Source organism: Mucilaginibacter boryungensis (assembly GCF_015221995.1).
GTDB classification, from domain to species: domain Bacteria; phylum Bacteroidota; class Bacteroidia; order Sphingobacteriales; family Sphingobacteriaceae; genus Mucilaginibacter; species Mucilaginibacter boryungensis.
Window position 1 is genome coordinate 144,258 of sequence record NZ_JADFFM010000001.1, and the last position, 18,975, is coordinate 163,232.

The window sequence follows — 18,975 nt, forward strand, 5'->3', positions numbered from 1 at the left end:
ATTAGCCCGAAAAATTAAGTGTAACAAATTAAATTAAAAGCTATTGCTTAAAATTTTGAAAAGCGTATTTTTGCAAACTTAATTTTAAAATAGAAATGTCAAAAACTCAGGCCAATACCGTGATCCCGTCAAATGTAAAAGACTCAGCGAGCACAGCCAACTTTGTACGTGATAACCAAAAAAGCTTATTATTTATAGGTGCAGCCATACTTGCTATTGTAGCCATATACTTTGCTTATCAAAAAGTTTACATCGCTCCGCGTGAAATTGCAGCTGCCGACCAGATGCACGTAGCGCAGGACTTTTGGTCCAAAAAAGACTGGGATAAAGCTATAAAAGGCGATGGTAGCTATCCGGGCTTTGAAAAAATTATAGCCGATTATAGCAACACTAAAGCTGCTAACCTGGCTTATTTTTACCTGGGCACTGCTTATTTAAATAAAGGCGAATACCAAAAAGCTATCGATAGCTACGCCAATTATCATGGTGATGACCTGATGGTTGCTGCTGAAGCATTAGGCAGTACAGGCGACGCTTATGTAGAATTGAAAGATTATGATAAGGCAGCGTCTTATTTCCAAAAAGCCGCCGATAAAGCCAGCAATAAATTTCTGACGCCTTTCTACTTAAAAAAATTAGGGCTGGTTTATGAGGCTAAAAACGATAACAAAACCGCTGCTGACACTTACAAACAGATAAAGACCGATTATCCTGAAAGTAACGAAGCGCAAAGCATTGACGCTTATATTGCAAGGGCAGAAGCAAAGTAAATTTCGGATATCGGAGTTTCGATTTCGGATTTGTCCCGTAATTGAAATTTAAAATCCGAAATCAAACATCTCAAATCCGAAATAAATCATGGCTACCCAGCTTAAAAATTTATCCGATTTTTCTAACACAACTGTTCCATCGGCAGCGGGTTTCCGCTTTGGCATTGTGGTAGCCGAGTGGAATAGCGAGATAACCAACGCGCTTTACCAGGGCGCTTACCAAAGTCTGCTAAAATATGGCGCCGCCGAAGCCGACATTATTACTTACGCTGTTCCGGGCAGCTTTGAACTAACATCGGGGGCCGATCTTTTGCTGAAAAATGCTAAATTAGATGCGGTGATATGCCTGGGTTGTGTGATACAGGGTGAAACCCGGCATTTTGATTTTATTTGCGATGCTGTAGCAAATGGCGTAACAAATGTTGCCATAAAATACAGCAAACCCGTTATATTTGGTGTACTAACTACCGATAATCAACAGCAGGCTATAGACCGAGCAGGCGGCAAACATGGCAATAAAGGCGACGAAGCCGCTATTACAGCCATAAAAATGTCAGATTTTGCCAGGGCACTAAACAAATAAGCGGTAATTGACGTTATAAAGAAAATGAAAAAATTAGTTTACATAGCTTTCATAGCCCTGGCATTAGGCGCAGCGCTTTCTTCATGCTCACAAAAACTATGTCCTGCTTACGGTAACAGCCGGGGCAAGTAACATAAAAATCATTTTTACCTTCTCCTGAAACTAATGCGGCTATTCGGCTGTATTTTTGTGTATTAATTTATTATTATGAACTGGACTTCCTTGGAATCAGCCGAGCAGCTGGATAGTATTAAACAAAAACAGGGTTATAGTGTGATATTTAAACACAGTACTCGTTGCTCTATCAGTATGATGGCTAAAAGAAGGTTTGAAATGGATTGGGATAGGTTGCCTACTGAAGTTCCTCTTTATTTTTTAGATCTGATACGTTACCGCGATATATCCGGCAAAATAGCCGCCGATTTTAGCGTCCATCATGAGTCGCCGCAGTTGTTATTGATTAAAGATGGTGAATGCATCCTCGATCAATCGCACGGCGAAATATCTGTGGATGATGCATTGCTGATGATAGAGTAGTATTATCTTAAGACAACAGTCATTGTAGCGTGCAAAATCGAAATACGGGATTGTACGTTGCTTTGCTGTGGCATGTAATGGCATATCTTTCATAGAACGCTTACCCAGGACGCCAGGGGAGATACTTATCCTACCCATTCCTCCATTCACCGACAATTCTCTGCCGTTTACCTAATAATGCTGTGCAAAAAGTGTTTTTTGATGCAACTTTGAATCAACAAACAAAGAAAATAATCAGCTAAAAACACAAACACTTAACAACAAAACGTCATGAGCACCTTACTAAGCATCCCGGTTTTATATTTAATAGCCTCTGTTCTGGTAAAAATTTATGCCATGGTACATGTGTTGAAGTTTGTATAATAGCTTCTATCATATATCACCCCTCCCCCTTCGGGGAGGACTTATAACAAAAAACACCCGGAGTTATCCAGGTGTTTTTTGTTATATCGATCTCTCAGCGCCGAAAGCGGGAGGGCATTATTTTATCCCGTAGTGATCATTCATCAACTTCACAAACAAACCACCCGGTAAAACTGATTTAAGCGTTACCGCAATGGTTTGGCCCATAGCGCCTATCAGGTAGTTGTGTTTAGGGTTGCTTTTACCCACAATTTTAACCACTTCTTTTGCTAAGGTAGCAGGGGCGGCCCCAACACTTTCATCTTTTTCCATAGCGGCAACAGCAGCTTCAAATTCGGCTTTAAGTTTATCGTTATTTAAGGTGAACGGTACTTTTTCGCGGTTACCGGTAAAATCAGTTTTAAAATCGCCCGGGTTAAGTACGGTCACTTTTACGCCTGTATTTCTTAATTCCATTCGCAGGCTTTCAGAATAACCCTCAATAGCGAATTTGCTGGCGCTATATAAGCCCTGGTAAGGTAAACCAAACAAGCCCGCCAACGAGCTGACATTGATAACCAAACCTTGTTTCTTTTCTATCATCATCGGCAGCACAGCGCTGCACACACGTACCACGCCAAAAAAGTTAACCTCAAATTGTTTTTTAGCCATATCAACCGGCATAGCATACAGCGGGCCGGTAATGCCATTGCCGGCATTATTTACCAGTACGTCTATCCTGCCTTCGGCTTTTATAATGGTTGCAACTGCAGTGTTAACAGATGCATCTTCGGTAACATCCATTTGCAGAGGGTTAAATGCTACATCTTTAATGCGTGTTGCATCGCGGCTGGTGCCGTAAACGGTATGCCCCGCGGCAGCTAATGCATTGGCAGTAGCCAAACCTAAACCTGATGATGCGCCTGTTACAAGTATTACTTTTTTCATTTGCGGTGTTTTAACAAGGGGTAAATGTGAAATTATAGTTTTAAAACTTGCGTAAATATTGCACAAAAGCTGCTGATGAGCAATAAATTAAAAAAATATTTTCTTGTTTAAACAATTAATATGTCTCAACGCTTTACATGAGGCGCTTATTTGTACCGGATACCCGTTTGTTATAAATACTATGCATGCATAGTATTTGAATAAATTTGTATCTTGCAACACCAATTATAACACATACATGGATATATTAGCAACAGATAGCCTTGCGGGCTACGATTTTAATACCGACGAAAACCAGCAAATGGTTGGCCAAATGGCCCGCGATTTTGCCGAAAAAAATATCCGCCCGCACGTAATGGAATGGGACGAGGCACAAACTTTCCCCATAGATTTGTTTAAGCAATTAGGCGAATTGGGGTTGATGGGTGTTTTAGTACCCGAAGAATACGGCGGATCGGGCTTTGGGTATCAGGAATATGTAACTGTAATTGTAGAGATTGCCAAAGTGTGTGGTTCGATCGGGTTGTCTGTAGCCGCACATAACTCGCTTTGTACGGGTCATATCCTGGCCTTTGCCAACCAGGAGCAAAAACAACGCTGGCTGCCCAAACTGGCTACCGCCGAATGGATAGGCGCGTGGGGTTTAACCGAAGCCAATACCGGGTCGGACGCGTTGCGGATGGCGACTACCGCTGTTTTGGATGGCGACCATTACGTTGTAAACGGTTCAAAAAATTGGATAACCCATGGCAAATCAAGTAATATAGCCGTGGTGATGGTACGCACCGGAGAGCAGGGGAGTTCTAAGGGCATCTCGGCCTTGGTAATAGAAAAAGGTACGCCGGGCTTCACGCACGGTAAAAAAGAAAATAAATTGGGTATGCGCGCATCTGAAACTACGGAGCTGGTTTTTGATAACTGCCGTGTACCGAAAGAAAACCTGCTGGGTATAGAAGGCGAAGGCTTTAAACAAGCTATGAAGGTGCTGGATGGCGGTCGGATTTCTATCGCGTCATTATCATTAGGTATTGCCAAGGGCGCTTTTGAGGCTGCCGTACAATATGCTAAAGAGCGTCACCAGTTCGGTCAACCGATAGCTAATTTCCAGGGTATCTCTTTCAAACTGGCCGATATGGCTACTGAAATTGAAGCCGCCGAATTATTGATACGCCAGGCTGCCGATTTGAAAAACCGCCATTTGCCTATGACCAAAGAATCGGCCATGGCTAAATACTTTGCATCAGAAGTAGCCGTGCGCTGCGCTAATGAGGCTGTACAGATATTTGGCGGCTATGGTTACACCAAAGATTTCCCGGTTGAGAAATACTACCGCGATGCGAAACTTTGTACCATTGGCGAAGGGACAAGTGAGATACAAAAGATCGTTATCAGTAGAGAAATATTGAAATAGTTTATGGTTTTAATATAAACGCCCGCCCTATTAAGCGGGCTTTTTTATGCCATCATTCCGCATAAGCAATAGTAGCAATACTTAGTTTTAAACCCGGTACGGCGAGCAAAGCCTGCGCGCAGGCTTCCAATGTTGAGCCGGTTGTCACGACATCATCTACCAGCAACACGTGCTTATCGGCTAAAGCCTTAATATCAGCCACGGTAAAAACATCCTGCATATTAACTGCCCTGTCAAACCGGGATTTATGTGTTTGGGTGGCTGTGGCTTTGGTGCGGATAAGATTATTGATAACAACAGCCGTATTTAAAGCTTCAGCTAACCCCTCGGCAAAACATGCGCTTTGATTGTAGCCGCGTTTACGCAAGCGGCTTTTGTGCAGTGGTACCGGTATTACGGCATCAAACATGTTCAAGTGTTCAGATTTCATTAATTGCGCCCCGGCGATATGGCCCAGTTTATTGCCTACCATCGGCGCATTATTATACTTAAGTTGGTGTATCAGTTGTTGTACTTTGCCCCCCTTGGTAAAATAGAATAGCGCGTAGGCACCGTTAAGTTTTACTTTACCCCAAAACTGGCGTGCCACAATATTATCAGGCTGTTGATGAAAATTGGTATAAGGCAGGTTATACAGGCAATCGGTACAGATCAAATCCTCGTGTGCTACCAGGCTTTGGCCGCAGGCATGGCAAAGTTCAGGGAACAGCAGGGCAACAAAGTCGGCCAAATAACTACGCAGCTTCATGCCTTGAAATTAAATATTTTGGCCTACAAAGTGGTATAGATTTTATATCTATGTACCTGTCTGAAAATAACGAATTAACTGCCTGATGCTTCCAGCAATTTAATGTGGTTGATCAGGTTCACCATTTCCAATTTTATAGTGCCATTGTATACCCCGCGTATCCGGCCATGCTTATCAATCAGCAGCACGTTTTCGGTATGCAAAAACTCGTTGGTGGTTTTATTGTAACCGGTTTCATCATCGGCAAAATAGGCTTTACGGGCCAATGTGTAAATGGCATCCTTGTTACCGGTAAGCAGCCACCATTTATGGTTATCAATATGATGGATAGCCGCGTATTTAAATAAAGCCGGTACACTATCCCTTCCCGGCGTAACGCTATGAGATAGCATACGTACAGCATCATCGTTTTTAAATGCCTGCTGTACATCATTTAAGTTATCCATCATCCGCGGGCAAATGCTGCCGCATGATGCAAAAAAGAAATTAGCTACGTATATATGCCCTTTAACCTGTTTATCGGTAATTGTTTCACCCAGTTGATTAGTAAGGCTAAATGGAGAAATGGTATGTATGGCGTTATAGCCTGCATCATCTGGGCCTAACCAAACCGGCGTAAAGTCGGGCGTGTTATAAAATGGCAACGTATTATTTGTCTTCGAGCTGCTGCAAGCAGTAAGTATTGTTAAAAGAATGATAATACCGTATTTCATTTTGTTAAGTTGCGGCAAAGCTTTCTGCCAATCAAACCATATTGCTGGCCATCCTTTACTACATAATTAGCCCTTGTGGTGCCGTTATCCCACCACATTTGCTGCAAACCATCCTCGTGCCCCATGCTGTAATGAAAAAAGCGGCAAAGTTTTCCACTCTCATACCATTCTTTTACAGACCCGTTATACTCGTCATTATTAAAGCTGTATTCAAATTTAAGTTTGCCATTTGGCCACCAGCCCTTGTGTACGCCCTGCTTTTTACCGTCAACAAATAGCCGCTCCTGTTGCAGGGTACGATCAGGATACCAAAAATGCATCAGCCCATCTTGCCGGCCATTAATATAAGGTATTTGTTTAGCGAAAGTGCCATCGGGGAAACGCTCGTAGATACAACCGGTTAGCGGCTTATTGTTATAGTAACAAATGCCATTGGCCTGTATTAAATGCGCATCGCCAATTTTTACAAATACCTGGTCAGTCCATTTAGCCTTTACACCTATCCAAACTATAATTAATAGCAGCAGGATAAGTCCGGGTATATATAGCTTACTGCGAAACGGTGCCTGGCGTTCCATAAAATCCATTTCCATTAATATAAGGATCGGCAGCAGTGATATGATAGTGATAGATCCCTGCCGGATAATCAGCTGTTACACCTGTATGACCATGGTATACATCAAGGTCGGCATTGGTGATTGTTTTACCATTTTCCAACGGGCCGTATACCGGGAAACCATCTAACAGAAAGCCTACAAGGGCATCCTTGCCTTTATTAGTAGTGATATAATAAGGTTCAACATGGTAATGATATACCCCTTGCTGCTGCGGGTGGCCGCCATATTGATCAAAGCCATTAGCCTCATTGGTCAGTGGACTATACATTGCGGCGTACTGATTAAATATTGCGACCCCGTTAACAGCAACCCCCATGGCGCCAAGCGGTGTAGCGGTATGCGTAGCAGCTACTTTAGGATTAAGCGGAATTTTAAAAGTGGCGTCGTTCTCCGCAATTTTATTGGGGTTTTGCCCCCATAGCGGATTAGTACCGTTATAAGCCTCATATTTAGTAGATGCCCAGGCTGTCCCCTGGTAATAGGGCGATTTATGATCGGGCAGGCTGTTGGTTTTAATTACCACATAATCGCCTTCCACATAAATATCGGTGGCGTTATATATCTTTTTAAAAACAGCCGGAACATTTGCCCCTATAGATGGCGTAGTTAACGTTGATGTGGCAGTACTGTCGGTGGTTTGTTTGTCTTTTTTGCAGGCGATAAAAACGGCTACCGTTATCATCATTATGCCCATAGGTTTATAAATTTTCATAATTAAGGATATTTAACCATTAGATGCTTAGGGCTTAGTAATCCTTCGGTATGATGAAAATAATTTTAATCATAGCCTGGTGGCGGCCCCTCACCCGGTGGTGGACCCATTGGCCGTCCGTCCGGACCGCGTCTTCCCGGCGGCGGCGGCATTGGCCTGCCATCCGGGCCAATTCTTTCCGGTGGTGGCCCCATAGGCCTGCCGTTTGAATCCAGCCCTCCCGGCGGTGGCCCCATTCGCCTGTCACCGGGCCTCATTTCACCTGGTCGTCGGTCATCGCTTCCCCGCGGACCGTTCATTGGTTTGTTTCCGGGTTCCCCGGGTGTCGGACCGTTCAGTCCCGGTCGGTCGCCAGGCCTGCCTGCAGGATGCGACATCATATGCAATGCGGTATTAATAATACTATCAAACCTGGAAGCTTGTTTGGGGTTTAACATCACCCTGAAATTACGAAAGTGAAAAAACGTAGCCGAATCCAGTTTCGCCTGGTTCATTAGTATTCGTTTCTCAAGTTGTTTAACAACAGTAGGGTTAGCATTGGGGTTTTTCAAGTTATCAAAAAATGAATCGCGCTGTAAGCGCATTTCCTCGCTGGTTTTGCGCGTAAGTTGCATATGCTGATTGCGTAATACTTCATACTTTTTTACCTGGTTGGGAGTTAATTTCAATTCGCGGGTAAGATATTCGAATGCCTGGCCCTGGGGCTGCGGCCTTGGTTGCATACGCTTTTTATAGTTACTGCGGTACCATAGTACACCCAGTAAAACACAGTTAGCAACCATTAACAAAGTGGCCATAATAACCAGTAGTTTGATATTTTTCATCTCAATTGCTTATTTAATAACTGTAAGCACTATCTTTTGGGAAGTACTCCTGTGCTACGGCATTTATACCCGGTGTTTTTACTTTTTGTACGGCCACTTGCTGGCCTTTATTCAATATATAATAGCTGGTAACATTAACCCCCATAAAAAGTACCAATGCGGCTGATATTTTTAACACTAACCGCGCATTTTTCGATATCGCCTCCTGGCGCTCATCCAGCATGCGTTGCCTTAACTTTTGGTACAGATAGGGGTTGGCTTCGGTCTGTTGCAAATGGTCTATGCTATTCATTGCCCTTTCTGTTAGCTCTTCAATTTCCCTTAATGTTTTCATAGTGTCTGATAATAATTAAATAGAAGTTTCTTCAAATTAGCTTTTGCCCGGGATAATAGCGATTCTACCGCCCCTTCGTTAATTTGCATAATTTCCGCTATCTCGCGCTGGCTTTTATCCTGCAGTTTTTGCAGTAAAAAAGCTGTCTTCTGGTTTTCGGGCAACCGGTTAATTGCCTTAAACAGTATGGCCGATTGTTCCTTGTTTTCAGCCAGTACACCCGGGTGTACAAAATCAGGTGGTTCGTATAATACTTCCTGGTTGCTGCCAAACAGGCTTAAAATAAAACCGCCCCGTTTTTTACGGTTACGATAACGCAGCATATCAGTAGCCTGGCTAATGCTGATGCGGTAGATCCATGTGCTTAGCTTTGCCTGCTGCTTAAAGCCGCCTATGTTCTCGTAAACTTTAATAAAAACATCCTGCGTAACATCCTCGGCGTCACCGGTATTTTGTAAAAAGCCCAATACCGTGTTATATACCATATTTTTATAGGTATCTACCACCGTCTTAAACGCGTTTTCGTCGCGGTTAAGCAGTCCAGCTATCAATTCCTGTTCGGTCAATCGGGTTATTCTATGGGTTAGACGAGGGTTATCTTTTAATCCTTCGGGGGAAGTTAAATAAAATTGCGCAGATGATTAGGGCGGTTTTTGAAAGCCCTCATTTTTCTGAGATCTAACCTCTCAAATCTCATATCTAACCTCTAACTTTGAAATCATGAGTATTTCGGTCACATCCCTTACAAAAATATACGGCACACAAAAAGCGGTTGATGCCATTAGCTTCAAAGCCGAACCAGGTGTACTGGGGTTTTTAGGGCCAAACGGCGCGGGGAAATCAACTACTATGAAAATGCTGACTGGCTTTTTACCACAAACTTCAGGCTCAGCTTCGGTTGCAGGATTTGACATTACCACACAATCGCTGGAAGTACGCAGCCGCATAGGTTACCTGCCCGAAAATAACCCCCTGTATCTTGATATGTATGTGAAGGAGTCGCTGGCATTTATTGCAGGTGTGCATGGTATTAAAAATGCAGATGAACGTATTGCCCAAGTGATTGAACAAACAGGCTTAACGCCCGAACAACATAAAAAGATTGGCCAGTTGTCACGCGGATACCGGCAAAGGGTGGGATTAGCGCAGGCTATTCTGCACGATCCGGAAGTACTGATATTAGACGAACCTACATCAGGGCTTGACCCAAACCAATTGATCGGCATCCGCCAATTGATCCGCGATCTGGGTAAAACTAAAACCATTGTCCTCAGCACCCACATTATGCAGGAGGTTGAAGCGGTTTGCAACCAGGTCATCATTATAAACAAAGGCAAAATAGTGGCCGATGATACTTTGGAAGGCCTAAGAAATAAGCACGCTAAAAAAACGTTAGAAGAAATATTTATTCAACTAACAAACCATAATTAGATACCCCTTACACATGAAAAAACTATTCCTTTTATTGGTTTTACTATCGGGCGCAGTTATAAACGCCAGCGCCCAGGAAAATAGTCGCACAGCATTTAGTATAGGCCCCGAGATGAATTTGCCATCAAACAGCGTATACACTTTTGGCTACGGCGGTTCTGCTAAAATTGAATTGCCGATTGTAAATAGAGTAGGCCTGTCGTTAACAGGCGGTTATACGGAAATGCATTATAAAAGCGGGCTGATAGGCGCATTTGGTCCGCAACCGCCAAGCAAGTTTATTCCATTGAAAGCCGGCATACAGTATATAGCGGGCGGGGGCCTTTATCTGGAAGGGGAAATGGGCGATGTAATTGAAACTACGGGTAACAAAGCCAATCTGTTCACGTTTTCTATTGGCCCGGGTTTCCTGTTCAGGATTACCCCAAAACAGGCTATCGAGCTGGGTTTCCGTTACGAGAAATGGTCTAAAAATGTGCTGACACAAACCGGCATCAGGGTAGCTTACCGGTTAGGCTGGTAGGCCTCAAAAATCAATTGGCATGAAAAAGAAGATTTATTATTTAATATTGTTGTTTATTGTTACCTGTACCTCCGCTTATGCTCAAAACATAAAATCGGATAAGGGGCACGAGAATAACCCATATTATTCAAACACCGATACCAAAAAGCTAAATGTTAGCGATGCGGAGTGGAAAAAGATCTTACCTCCTGATCTATATGCAACCGCCCGCGAAGCTGCTACCGAACGCGCGTTTACGGGTAAGTATTGGAATGCTAATGCCAAAGGTACTTACTATTGCGCGGTATGTGGTAACCTGCTTTTCCGCTCTACTGCTAAATTTGCCAGCGATTGCGGCTGGCCGAGCTTCTTCCAAACCGAGCGTAAAAACAGCGTGATCTATCGTGACGATCACTCGCACGGTATGGAACGTACCGAAGTGCTATGCGCCCGCTGCGGATCGCACCTGGGTCATATTTTTGATGATGGGCCGCAGCCTACCGGTAAGCGCTTTTGTATGAATTCTATTTCTCTTGATTTTAAACCGGACAACGGCGGGTTATAAATATCCGTAGGTAAATTAATCGTAGAAGGTCCAGGAAATACCGATCTTTAATAACCTATCCTGCATAGGATAACGCACGACAGTGTAAAAACCATTGCTCTGCAGGCCCTGGTTAGCGTAATCGTATTGGATAAACAGGTTAGTGCGCTGCAAGGTAGCCTTCAGGTAAACATTGGCGTAAGGGTACGAGTTGTAGGTGACATCGGCGCCGTTATAAAACTGGCCAATGCCAATGGCGTATGATGGCGCTACATACGGTGTATTATAACGAACGCTAACCCCAGCTACCACGTCAATAGCATCAAACATACGCTTACCATAATACAAATTGCTGTATAAATAAACTTCAGGTGTGCGGATAGTGCTTTGATAATCTGTTTTTTGGTAAACCACATAGTTATCAAAATGGAACCTGCGCCAAACTAAATTTTTGCCGACGCTGATCTTCAGCATATTTATAGGCGCGGTAATTTGCGATGGTGTAGCATCGTTACCACCCGGCTGCGATTTAAAGTAAATATAATCGGATATCAGGAAATATTCCGCTTTCAGGTCCAGCTGTAGCGGGTCATTAATGTAATTGAACGACAGGTTTACTATTTTTTGATTTTTCAGATCGGTATGAAAGATATAATGGTTGGATATCCAACTTTGCTGCACCAGGGTAGGGGCGTTGTTTTGCGCATAGCCACCTAAAATTATCTTTCCCACCTTATTACCGCCAGCCAGGGTAAGTTTGGCATCGTATAAATAATCACCAAAGTTACGGCCCTGCGCTACCTGTTGAAAATCGGCATCCAGTAATACACGGTTGCTGAATTTATACCCCAGTTTTGCTTTAAGGGTAATATTTTGGAAGGTAGCGCTTTGTTTTTGAGTCTCTTCACTCACCTTGCCAAAGGCCGTTAGCACCGAATCGGATACATATTGCTTGTAGTTATACAGATCATGAACAAGTCCCAGATCAAGTTTCAACTCGTTCTTCACAAACGAAACCGATTTGGGCCGCAGATAAAAACTATAAGTAAACTCGTTGTGTATGTCCTGTAAAAAAAGTGAGTCGCGGGAATTTACCGAGTTAAAGTAATAATCGGGGAATACCCGGTAAGTATCAGAACCAGCCTGGTTAAACACATAAGTTTGTTTATTATACATAAACGTATGCGAGACGCGTTGCGTGGGCAATATACTGGCGTTTGCACCGCCATTCAATGCGCTATCAATGCGGCCTATGTAATAAAACTGCTTTAAATAAAAGCCATTGTTAGTAATCTGATATTTGGAGTTTGTTAATCGTACAGGTTCGTTAAACTGATCGAATGAACCCTTTTTAAATATGGTATCATTTAATATACCACCGCTTTCTGGGTTTTTTAAATTGTTAAAGAAAATATTGGTTAACAAGTTATACCGCTTACCCTTCGATTCGTACCAGCTAAATATATCGGCATTCAGGTCACTTACATTTTGGCGGTTATAAAACCCCTGCGAACCAATGATATTAAAGTTAGCGCCAATATTTAGCTGCGGATTGATGTTTTCTGAAACTACTGCTTTAAAAACCTGCTCTTTCCGGCCACCGGTATATAGTTGCAAATTAGTGTACGGTACACGCGCCCTATAATATTGAATATCTTGCGGATACAACATATAAGCATCCAAAAAATGCATGCCAACATCAAAGCCTACTTTTTTTACAGGTTCAAAAAGCAAACTGCGGCTGGGAAGCCCTAAACTCCCTAACCCAATTGTGGGGTGCCTGGGTTGGTAAAGGGGGCTGTAGTTTTCAAAATTAACAATACCCGTGTCTATTGGTAATACCTGGGTACTATCAGCTAACAATCGCTCGTTAGTTACCTTAATGAATTTAGCGGTGAATACAACGGTATCATGCTTATTTTCTTCCTTTTTGCGCAAACTGTCCAGCATCTGCGAATCAGTTAAGGTTTTTGTTGGCCTGCGGGTAACCGTATCGCCCCTGAACAGTTGATTTTGCTGCTGTTGCTGCGAATTTGGAAACTGTGCGAAAGCACCCCGGGTAGCCAGGCAGCTAAATAAAATTAAAAGATATTTAAGCTTATTGAACATTAAAGGCCGGCTATCAATTCTTTTAATATTAACGTCATTTTTGGTTCAGCATCATGTGCTGCTTTAATTATTTCTTCAACCGATACAGGTTTCAGGGTTTCAGGGAAACCCTCATCTGTTAATACTGATATAGCAAACACAGGTAAGCCCATGTGATTAGCCACAATAACTTCGGGCACGGTGCTCATGCCTACCGCATCGCCACCTATAATCCGCAGGAATTTGTATTCGGCACGGGTTTCCAAATTAGGCCCGGGCACGGCTACATACACCCCTTTGTGGCAGGTAATGTTATTAGCCGATGCAATATCCAGTGCTTTATCAATCAGGTCTAAACGGTATGGCTCGCTCATATCGGGGAAACGGGGGCCCAGTTCATCTTCGTTACGGCCAATCAGCGGGTTATGTAGCTGCAGGTTAATATGGTCGGATATCACCATCAAATCGCCTTTGCGAAAGTCGGGATTTAACGCACCACTGGCATTTGATACCAGCAATACTTTAATGCCCAGCATTTTCATTACCCTTACCGGAAAAGTAATTTGCTGCATATTATAGCCTTCATAATAATGCAAACGGCCCTGCATCGCCACTATCTTTTTACCGGCCAGCGTACCAAATATCAATTTGCCCGAATGAAATTCAAGAGTTGAGATAGGGAAATCGGGGATATTGGAATACATCAGTTGTTTTTCAACCTCGATCTCGTTAACCACACCACCCAGGCCTGTGCCTAATATAATGCCTACTTCGGGTTCAAAATCACCTATACGGGTTTTAATATATTGTGCTGTGTGCTGTATATTTTCTAACATAATCTGCTATTAAGGTATTAAATTGTTGTCCGCCGTTATTCAAAAACTCCACGCCGATAGGCAGGGTATAAACGGGGAGATTATTAGTAAGGGGCAGCAATTCCTGTTCTCCTAAACGCTGCATATCCTTTTCTGTTGTAATTATTATTTTTTTATCTGCTGCGCAGGCGTTAAAATCATCGGCAAGTTTAGTAATATTTTTTAAGCTAAACGGGTGATGGTCGGGGTATTTATAATGAATTATTTGTGCGGTAGATTTTGCTATATACTGATACATTGGCGCGGGATTAGCAATGCCCGTTAAAAGAAACACCTTAGTATCTCCATCTATTTTTACATCCGCAGTATCCCCGGTTTTATTTTTTAAAGGCTGATAAGCAATCCCTGAAAAAAACACCTTTTGATGGGGATAAGGCGTGACTTTGCTTCTCGTCCTTTCTATTTCCGCAGTGTCTATATCTAATGGGCACTTAGTAATGATGATTACATCGGCCCGCTTACGCCCACTGAATAATTCGCGGCGGTTACCGGCAGGTAAAAGCAGGTTAATGTTGTTTAATTGCTGATAATCGAACAGCAGGATACTGAAACCCGGTTTGATGGCACGGTGCTGGTAGGCATCATCTAAAATAATAATATCGTTAAACGATTGTAATTGTTCGGCCCCGGCAACCCTGTTCTCGCACACAGTAACATTAACATCAGGAAACTTGTGCTTTAATTGTGCCGGTTCATCCCCAACCTCGCTGGCCGTTGAATCCTGCGTGGCAATACGGTAGCCTTTGGTATCCCGGCCATAGCCCCTGCTTAAAGTAGCCAGTTGGTGGTCGTTTTTTAATAGCCCGATCAGGTATTCCGTCATGGGGGTTTTACCCGCGCCGCCTGCATCCAGGTTACCTACAGATATAATTGGCATATCAAATGCCCGACTTTTAAATAAGCCCCAGTCGTAGCACCAATTGCGGATGATGATAATCAATCCGTACACCAGTGACAGGGGAAATAAAAGCCAGCGTAGATATTTCATTTAGGGATAAAGATACGAAATTAGCCCACCCGGCCTTTATTTACAGGAAAAAGGTTCTCTTTTCGCCCCAAACCGTTTACTGAAAATTATACGTTCCTGCCTTCTATCATTTTGAAAAATTGGTCGCGGTAGGTATCGCCTACCGGGATCACCTTATCGCCGATGAAGATGCGGGAGCGTTCTATGCTATCAATTTTATTTAAGGCTACAATGTACGATTTGTGTACGCGGACAAAGTGCCTTTCGGGCAGTGCATCTTCCATCTTCTTCATGTTTTGCAGGGTAATAATGCGTTCCTGGTTAGTGAAAATGGAGATATAATCCTTTAAGCCTTCAATATAAAGGATATCGTGCAGATAAACTTTCTGAATTTTATGCTCAGTTTTTACAAAGATAAAATCGTGCGAAAAATCGTCCTGTGGTTGCTGAGGGATGGTTGCGGCCTGTGGCTGTTCGGGTATGGATGATTTTGTTGACGGATGTATAATACCCTGCGCCTTTTGCGCCGATTTAAAAAACCTGTCGAATGCTATGGGCTTCAATAAATAGTCTATTACATCCAGTTCATAACCTTCCAGCGCGTATTGCGGGTAAGCTGTTGTTAGTATCACTTTAGCCTTGCCGTTAGCTATGCGTAAAAATTGGATGCCAGTAAGTTCAGGCATTTGTACGTCCAGGTACACCAGGTCAACGCCACCATCCTGCACAATTGTAAGTGCCTCAATAGGGTTGGTGGTTGCTTTCACCAACTGCATAAATGGTATTTTTGAAATATAATCTTCTATGATGTTTAGCGCCAAAGGCTCATCATCAACTACAAGGCATCTGATCATGCTATAAAATTAATGATAATTCACAAGTATAGATATCGGCATCGTCATGAATTTCCAATTTATAAGCATTCGGGTAAAGCAGGTCAAGCCGGCGCTTCACATTACTTAAGCCGATACCACCAGATGAATCACGGTTATGTACATGCTTTCTGTTCTCCATATAAAAAGAAAGATGGCCGTCATCAAGATTGATGATCAATTTAATGGGGTGTTTCGGATCGTTCGCTACGCCGTGTTTAAAAGCATTCTCTATAAAAGCGATCAAAAGCAGCGGAACGATCCGTTGGTTGGTTACCTGTCCATTCACCTCAAAATCTACATAAGCTTTTTTACCAAAGCGTATTTTTTGCAGGTCGATATAGTTTTGAAGGTAGGTAAGTTCTTTAGCCAGGTCAACCTTGTTATCGTTGCACTCATATAACATGTAGCGCATAATCTCTGATAGCTTTAGTATCGCCTCGGGGGTTGTTTCCGATTTCTGATAAGCCAATGAATAGATACTGTTCAACGAATTAAACAAGAAATGCGGGTTTATCTGCGATTTCAAAAAAGCCAGTTCGGCAGTAAGGCGCTGGTTTTCAAGATCGCGTTGAACTCGCTCGTTCGTAAACCAATCCAGCGAGAATTGCAGCACGGTACTCAGGAAAAGGAATAATATACTGGTAAAGCAGGTTTGTGTAAAATACCACCCGAATTTTAATGCTTCGTGCGGCATTTTTTGTCCCTTTACTGTGGGGTGCATCTCTGTCCAAAAAACACTGGCCAGTCCATATTTTACCAGCCCGAAAACAATTATGGTTAAAACCAATACACCGGCATATTGCCTGTATTTCTTTTTATCTAAATACCATGGTATAAGCAACAGGTAGTTTAAATAGAACAGGGCGATATTTATAATGCCGAACCCTAAGAAAATGATCAGCAACGCGCGCATCGATATCCTTTCGCTATGTGCTATAAACACAAAGAAAGAGATAATGCTTACCCAAAAAAGCGTATGCCAAAATATTTTCCAGCCCTTTTTCATCGATGTAAATTACTATAAAACCCTGCTAAGTGCTTCAAAATTTATATATACCACTGTTTTTTTTCGATGAACAGGCAATTATTATCGATGAACAGGTTGGTAGGCCAAATTAACCGTTCATCTATAAATGCAGGCAGTTGGTCTAAATCATTTTATCACATTAAACCTTTGGTGTTTCTTTGAATCATCAAACAATCACACAGCACCATGAAAAAGTTAATTTCAAACTCAAACCCCTTTATCCTGATACTATTACCGGTATTATTTGCATTAGTAATGGGTGTTAGCTACCAGTTTGAACAAAAAGCCAGCGCCGAAGTAAAACAGGTAGGCCAGTTTAATGTTAAACATTCTACCTCGTTGTTTTATAAAGGCATTAATTTGGTTAAAACTGTTTGCGGTATAGCAAAACAAGATGTATGGTAATTGAAACCAAAGGGTTAACCTTTAATTTTGGCAACCAAACGGTTGTAAAGGCACTTTCATTACAGGTTCCCGAAGGGAGCATATATGGTTTTCTTGGCCCTAATGGCGCCGGGAAAACCACTACCATTAAATTACTGCTCAACCTACTGCAAACCCAGCAGGGCGATATTAAGATATTTGGCCTCGATTTTAAAGGGCACCGTAAACAAATACTGGCACAAATAGGTTCGCTTATTGAACAACCTGCTATATACGCGCACCTAACCGGTAAAGAAAATCTGCTTAACCGGGCTATCCTGCTACAAATTCCCGAAAGCCGGGTTGATGAAATGCTGACGCTGGTAAAATTAACTGCCGCAGCCGATAAAAAAGCGGGTAATTATTCACTGGGGATGAAACAACGCTTGGGTATTGCCCTGGCCATGTTATCGGACCCCAAATTGTTAATGCTGGACGAACCTACCAATGGCCTTGATCCTAATGGGATTATAGAGATACGCGAATTGTTAATTCGTTTGACCACCCAGCACAAAAAAACCGTATTTATATCAAGCCACCTTTTGGGCGAAATTGAGCGTATGGCTACCCACGTAGGCATTATTAATTTTGGCGAACTGCTTTTTCAGGGAGAAATAAAAGAACTGCAATCTATCAGTCAGCCAATGGTGTTAATAGAGACCGATAATACGGTTGATGCCGCTAACCTGCTTACCAAAAACGGGTACAATGTAGTTGAGGTTAAGAACGATCATTTAACGGTTACTTATCAATCAAAAGAAAAATCGGCACAGATAAATTCCCTGCTTATTCAAAATGCTTATCCGGTTTATAGCCTGCATAAAGTACAAAAAGACCTGGAAAAACTATTTTTAGATATTACCCAAAAGCCAGCCAACTAATGAAAGGGTTTATATTATCATTACAATCCGAGTTTTATAAAAGCCGTAAAACGCTTGGGTTTTGGTCGGCCATAATTTTGCCGGTGTTGATCAGCTTATTGATATTTCTGGTGATGTATAACAACGCACCCAAATTATCGCGACTGCCGGGTATGATGTTGTGGAGGGCCTATTCAGGGGCCATTATCAATGTTATGGGTATTTTGCTGCCATTTTTTGTGATCTTTATTGCTTACTCTATTAACAGCATCGAACATAAGGCCGACACATGGAAAACGCTTTTCAGCTTACCTATCTCCAAATGGGCTATTTATGCAGCTAAATACTTTTATACCGTTTTCCTAATTTTTGTTTGCCTGTTGCTTTTCCTGCTGTTTACCATTGGGACGGGAGATTTATTAGGCATGATGAAACCCGAATTGCGCTTTGCCGATTTTCATATGGAATGGGCGCTGGCACAAGTTTTCTTTAAACTGTTCCTGGCATCGTTAGGTATTTTATCTATCCAGTTTTTACTTAGTTTAGTATGGGCCGATTTTTTAAAGCCTATGGGGATAGGGTTTGTATGCACCATATCAGGCATGTTTATGGCCGGGCTTGATTGGCAATATGCTTATCTTTTACCTTATTCGCACCCAATGTCGGCACTTAAAAGTATGATGCCGCACGTAAAAGGGAAAGGCCCCAGCTTAAAAGCCGAATACATTGTAGAAATATTCACCAAAGAATTATATGTTGGCCTGGTAGTGGCCGTAATAGTTTTTATAACCGGTTATTATATTGTGCAACGAAAAAGCGTAAAGTAATAATTACCCTAACCAAT

General features: G+C 42.4%; 23 protein-coding genes. 10 read left to right on the forward strand and 13 right to left on the reverse strand.

Annotated elements, in window-relative coordinates; genetic code table 11:
- Positions 1–95 precede the first annotated feature (95 nt).
- From IRJ18_RS00605 to ytxJ, 3 genes are all read left to right on the forward strand, one after another.
- Positions 96–770: a tetratricopeptide repeat protein gene (locus IRJ18_RS00605; RefSeq protein ID WP_194104262.1), complete on the forward strand. Its 675-nt coding sequence runs from the start codon at positions 96–98 to the stop codon at positions 768–770.
- 88 nt (positions 771–858) lie between these two features.
- On the forward strand, positions 859–1,353 hold the full coding sequence (gene ribH, locus IRJ18_RS00610; protein WP_194104263.1) for a 6,7-dimethyl-8-ribityllumazine synthase: 495 nt from the start codon (positions 859–861) through the stop codon (positions 1,351–1,353).
- Between the two features lie 207 nt (positions 1,354–1,560).
- Positions 1,561–1,890, forward strand: a complete 330-nt coding sequence (gene ytxJ / locus IRJ18_RS00615) for a bacillithiol system redox-active protein YtxJ (RefSeq protein WP_194104264.1) — start codon at positions 1,561–1,563, stop codon at positions 1,888–1,890.
- 480 nt (positions 1,891–2,370) lie between these two features.
- On the opposite strand, the gene IRJ18_RS00620 is transcribed toward ytxJ, so the two are convergent.
- Entirely contained in the window at positions 2,371–3,180 is an 810-nt protein-coding gene (locus IRJ18_RS00620) for an SDR family oxidoreductase (protein WP_194104265.1), read from the reverse strand.
- Between the two features lie 238 nt (positions 3,181–3,418).
- On the opposite strand from IRJ18_RS00620, the gene IRJ18_RS00625 reads away from it, so the two are divergent.
- Positions 3,419–4,591: an acyl-CoA dehydrogenase gene (locus IRJ18_RS00625; RefSeq protein WP_194104266.1), complete on the forward strand. Its 1,173-nt coding sequence runs from the start codon at positions 3,419–3,421 to the stop codon at positions 4,589–4,591.
- A gap of 52 nt (positions 4,592–4,643) precedes the next feature.
- Here the strand turns inward: IRJ18_RS00625 and IRJ18_RS00630 are convergent, their stop codons facing one another.
- The 7 genes from IRJ18_RS00630 to IRJ18_RS00660 all read right to left on the reverse strand — a co-directional run bounded on the left by IRJ18_RS00630 (position 4,644) and on the right by IRJ18_RS00660 (position 9,105).
- On the reverse strand, positions 4,644–5,339 hold the full coding sequence (locus tag IRJ18_RS00630; RefSeq protein ID WP_194104267.1) for a ComF family protein: 696 nt from the start codon (positions 5,337–5,339) through the stop codon (positions 4,644–4,646).
- Between the two features lie 74 nt (positions 5,340–5,413).
- On the reverse strand, positions 5,414–6,052 hold the full coding sequence (locus IRJ18_RS00635; protein WP_194104268.1) for an SCO family protein: 639 nt from the start codon (positions 6,050–6,052) through the stop codon (positions 5,414–5,416).
- On the reverse strand, positions 6,049–6,645 hold the full coding sequence (locus IRJ18_RS00640; protein ID WP_194104269.1) for a toxin-antitoxin system YwqK family antitoxin: 597 nt from the start codon (positions 6,643–6,645) through the stop codon (positions 6,049–6,051). Before IRJ18_RS00640 ends, IRJ18_RS00635 begins: the two co-directional genes overlap by 4 nt.
- Positions 6,602–7,381: a YHYH protein gene (locus tag IRJ18_RS00645; protein ID WP_194104270.1), complete on the reverse strand. Its 780-nt coding sequence runs from the start codon at positions 7,379–7,381 to the stop codon at positions 6,602–6,604. Before IRJ18_RS00645 ends, IRJ18_RS00640 begins: the two co-directional genes overlap by 44 nt.
- Before the next feature lie 65 nt (positions 7,382–7,446).
- Positions 7,447–8,205 carry a Spy/CpxP family protein refolding chaperone gene (locus tag IRJ18_RS00650; RefSeq protein ID WP_194104271.1) on the reverse strand — a complete coding sequence of 253 codons (759 nt, stop codon included), beginning with the start codon at positions 8,203–8,205 and terminating at the stop codon, positions 7,447–7,449.
- A gap of 13 nt (positions 8,206–8,218) precedes the next feature.
- Positions 8,219–8,539, reverse strand: coding sequence for a hypothetical protein (locus IRJ18_RS00655; protein ID WP_194104272.1), 321 nt, complete (start codon positions 8,537–8,539; stop codon positions 8,219–8,221).
- A complete protein-coding gene (locus IRJ18_RS00660) occupies positions 8,536–9,105 on the reverse strand; it encodes an RNA polymerase sigma factor (protein ID WP_194104273.1) in 570 nt (189 codons plus the stop codon). The genes IRJ18_RS00655 and IRJ18_RS00660 overlap by 4 nt, the downstream gene beginning before the upstream one ends.
- 154 nt (positions 9,106–9,259) lie before the next feature.
- On the opposite strand from IRJ18_RS00660, the gene IRJ18_RS00665 reads away from it, so the two are divergent.
- The 3 genes from IRJ18_RS00665 to msrB are packed head-to-tail and all read left to right on the forward strand — an operon-like array spanning position 9,260 to position 11,037.
- Positions 9,260–9,970, forward strand: coding sequence for an ATP-binding cassette domain-containing protein (locus IRJ18_RS00665; protein ID WP_194104274.1), 711 nt, complete (start codon positions 9,260–9,262; stop codon positions 9,968–9,970).
- Between the two features lie 13 nt (positions 9,971–9,983).
- The gene (locus tag IRJ18_RS00670) at positions 9,984–10,493 is read left to right on the forward strand and encodes a hypothetical protein (protein ID WP_194104275.1); all 510 of its coding nucleotides are present in this window, start codon (positions 9,984–9,986) and stop codon (positions 10,491–10,493) included.
- Between the two features lie 19 nt (positions 10,494–10,512).
- Positions 10,513–11,037: a peptide-methionine (R)-S-oxide reductase MsrB gene (gene msrB, locus IRJ18_RS00675; protein ID WP_194104276.1), complete on the forward strand. Its 525-nt coding sequence runs from the start codon at positions 10,513–10,515 to the stop codon at positions 11,035–11,037.
- 15 nt (positions 11,038–11,052) lie between these two features.
- Here the strand turns inward: msrB and IRJ18_RS00680 are convergent, their stop codons facing one another.
- The 5 genes from IRJ18_RS00680 to IRJ18_RS00700 form a co-directional block, all read right to left on the reverse strand.
- Positions 11,053–13,125: a putative porin gene (locus IRJ18_RS00680; protein WP_194104277.1), complete on the reverse strand. Its 2,073-nt coding sequence runs from the start codon at positions 13,123–13,125 to the stop codon at positions 11,053–11,055.
- Positions 13,125–13,940, reverse strand: coding sequence for a purine-nucleoside phosphorylase (locus IRJ18_RS00685; protein ID WP_194104278.1), 816 nt, complete (start codon positions 13,938–13,940; stop codon positions 13,125–13,127). Before IRJ18_RS00685 ends, IRJ18_RS00680 begins: the two co-directional genes overlap by 1 nt.
- Positions 13,903–14,967, reverse strand: coding sequence for a tetraacyldisaccharide 4'-kinase (gene lpxK, locus IRJ18_RS00690; RefSeq protein ID WP_194104279.1), 1,065 nt, complete (start codon positions 14,965–14,967; stop codon positions 13,903–13,905). The genes IRJ18_RS00685 and lpxK overlap by 38 nt, the downstream gene beginning before the upstream one ends.
- Before the next feature lie 86 nt (positions 14,968–15,053).
- A complete protein-coding gene (locus IRJ18_RS00695; RefSeq protein ID WP_194104280.1) occupies positions 15,054–15,800 on the reverse strand; it encodes a LytR/AlgR family response regulator transcription factor in 747 nt (248 codons plus the stop codon).
- A gap of 1 nt (position 15,801) precedes the next feature.
- Complete coding sequence (locus IRJ18_RS00700; protein ID WP_194104281.1) at positions 15,802–16,827, reverse strand: sensor histidine kinase; 1,026 nt, start codon at positions 16,825–16,827, stop codon at positions 15,802–15,804.
- Positions 16,828–17,034: 207 nt separating this feature from the next.
- Here IRJ18_RS00700 and IRJ18_RS00705 point away from each other — a divergent pair, with 207 nt between their 5' ends.
- The 3 genes from IRJ18_RS00705 to IRJ18_RS00715 are packed head-to-tail and all read left to right on the forward strand — an operon-like array spanning position 17,035 to position 18,958.
- Entirely contained in the window at positions 17,035–17,253 is a 219-nt protein-coding gene (locus tag IRJ18_RS00705; protein ID WP_194104282.1) for a hypothetical protein, read from the forward strand.
- Complete coding sequence (locus IRJ18_RS00710) at positions 17,247–18,152, forward strand: ABC transporter ATP-binding protein (RefSeq protein ID WP_194104283.1); 906 nt, start codon at positions 17,247–17,249, stop codon at positions 18,150–18,152. Before IRJ18_RS00705 ends, IRJ18_RS00710 begins: the two co-directional genes overlap by 7 nt.
- On the forward strand, positions 18,152–18,958 hold the full coding sequence (locus IRJ18_RS00715; RefSeq protein ID WP_194104284.1) for an ABC transporter permease: 807 nt from the start codon (positions 18,152–18,154) through the stop codon (positions 18,956–18,958). The genes IRJ18_RS00710 and IRJ18_RS00715 overlap by 1 nt, the downstream gene beginning before the upstream one ends.
- The last annotated feature ends 17 nt before the right edge of the window (positions 18,959–18,975 follow it).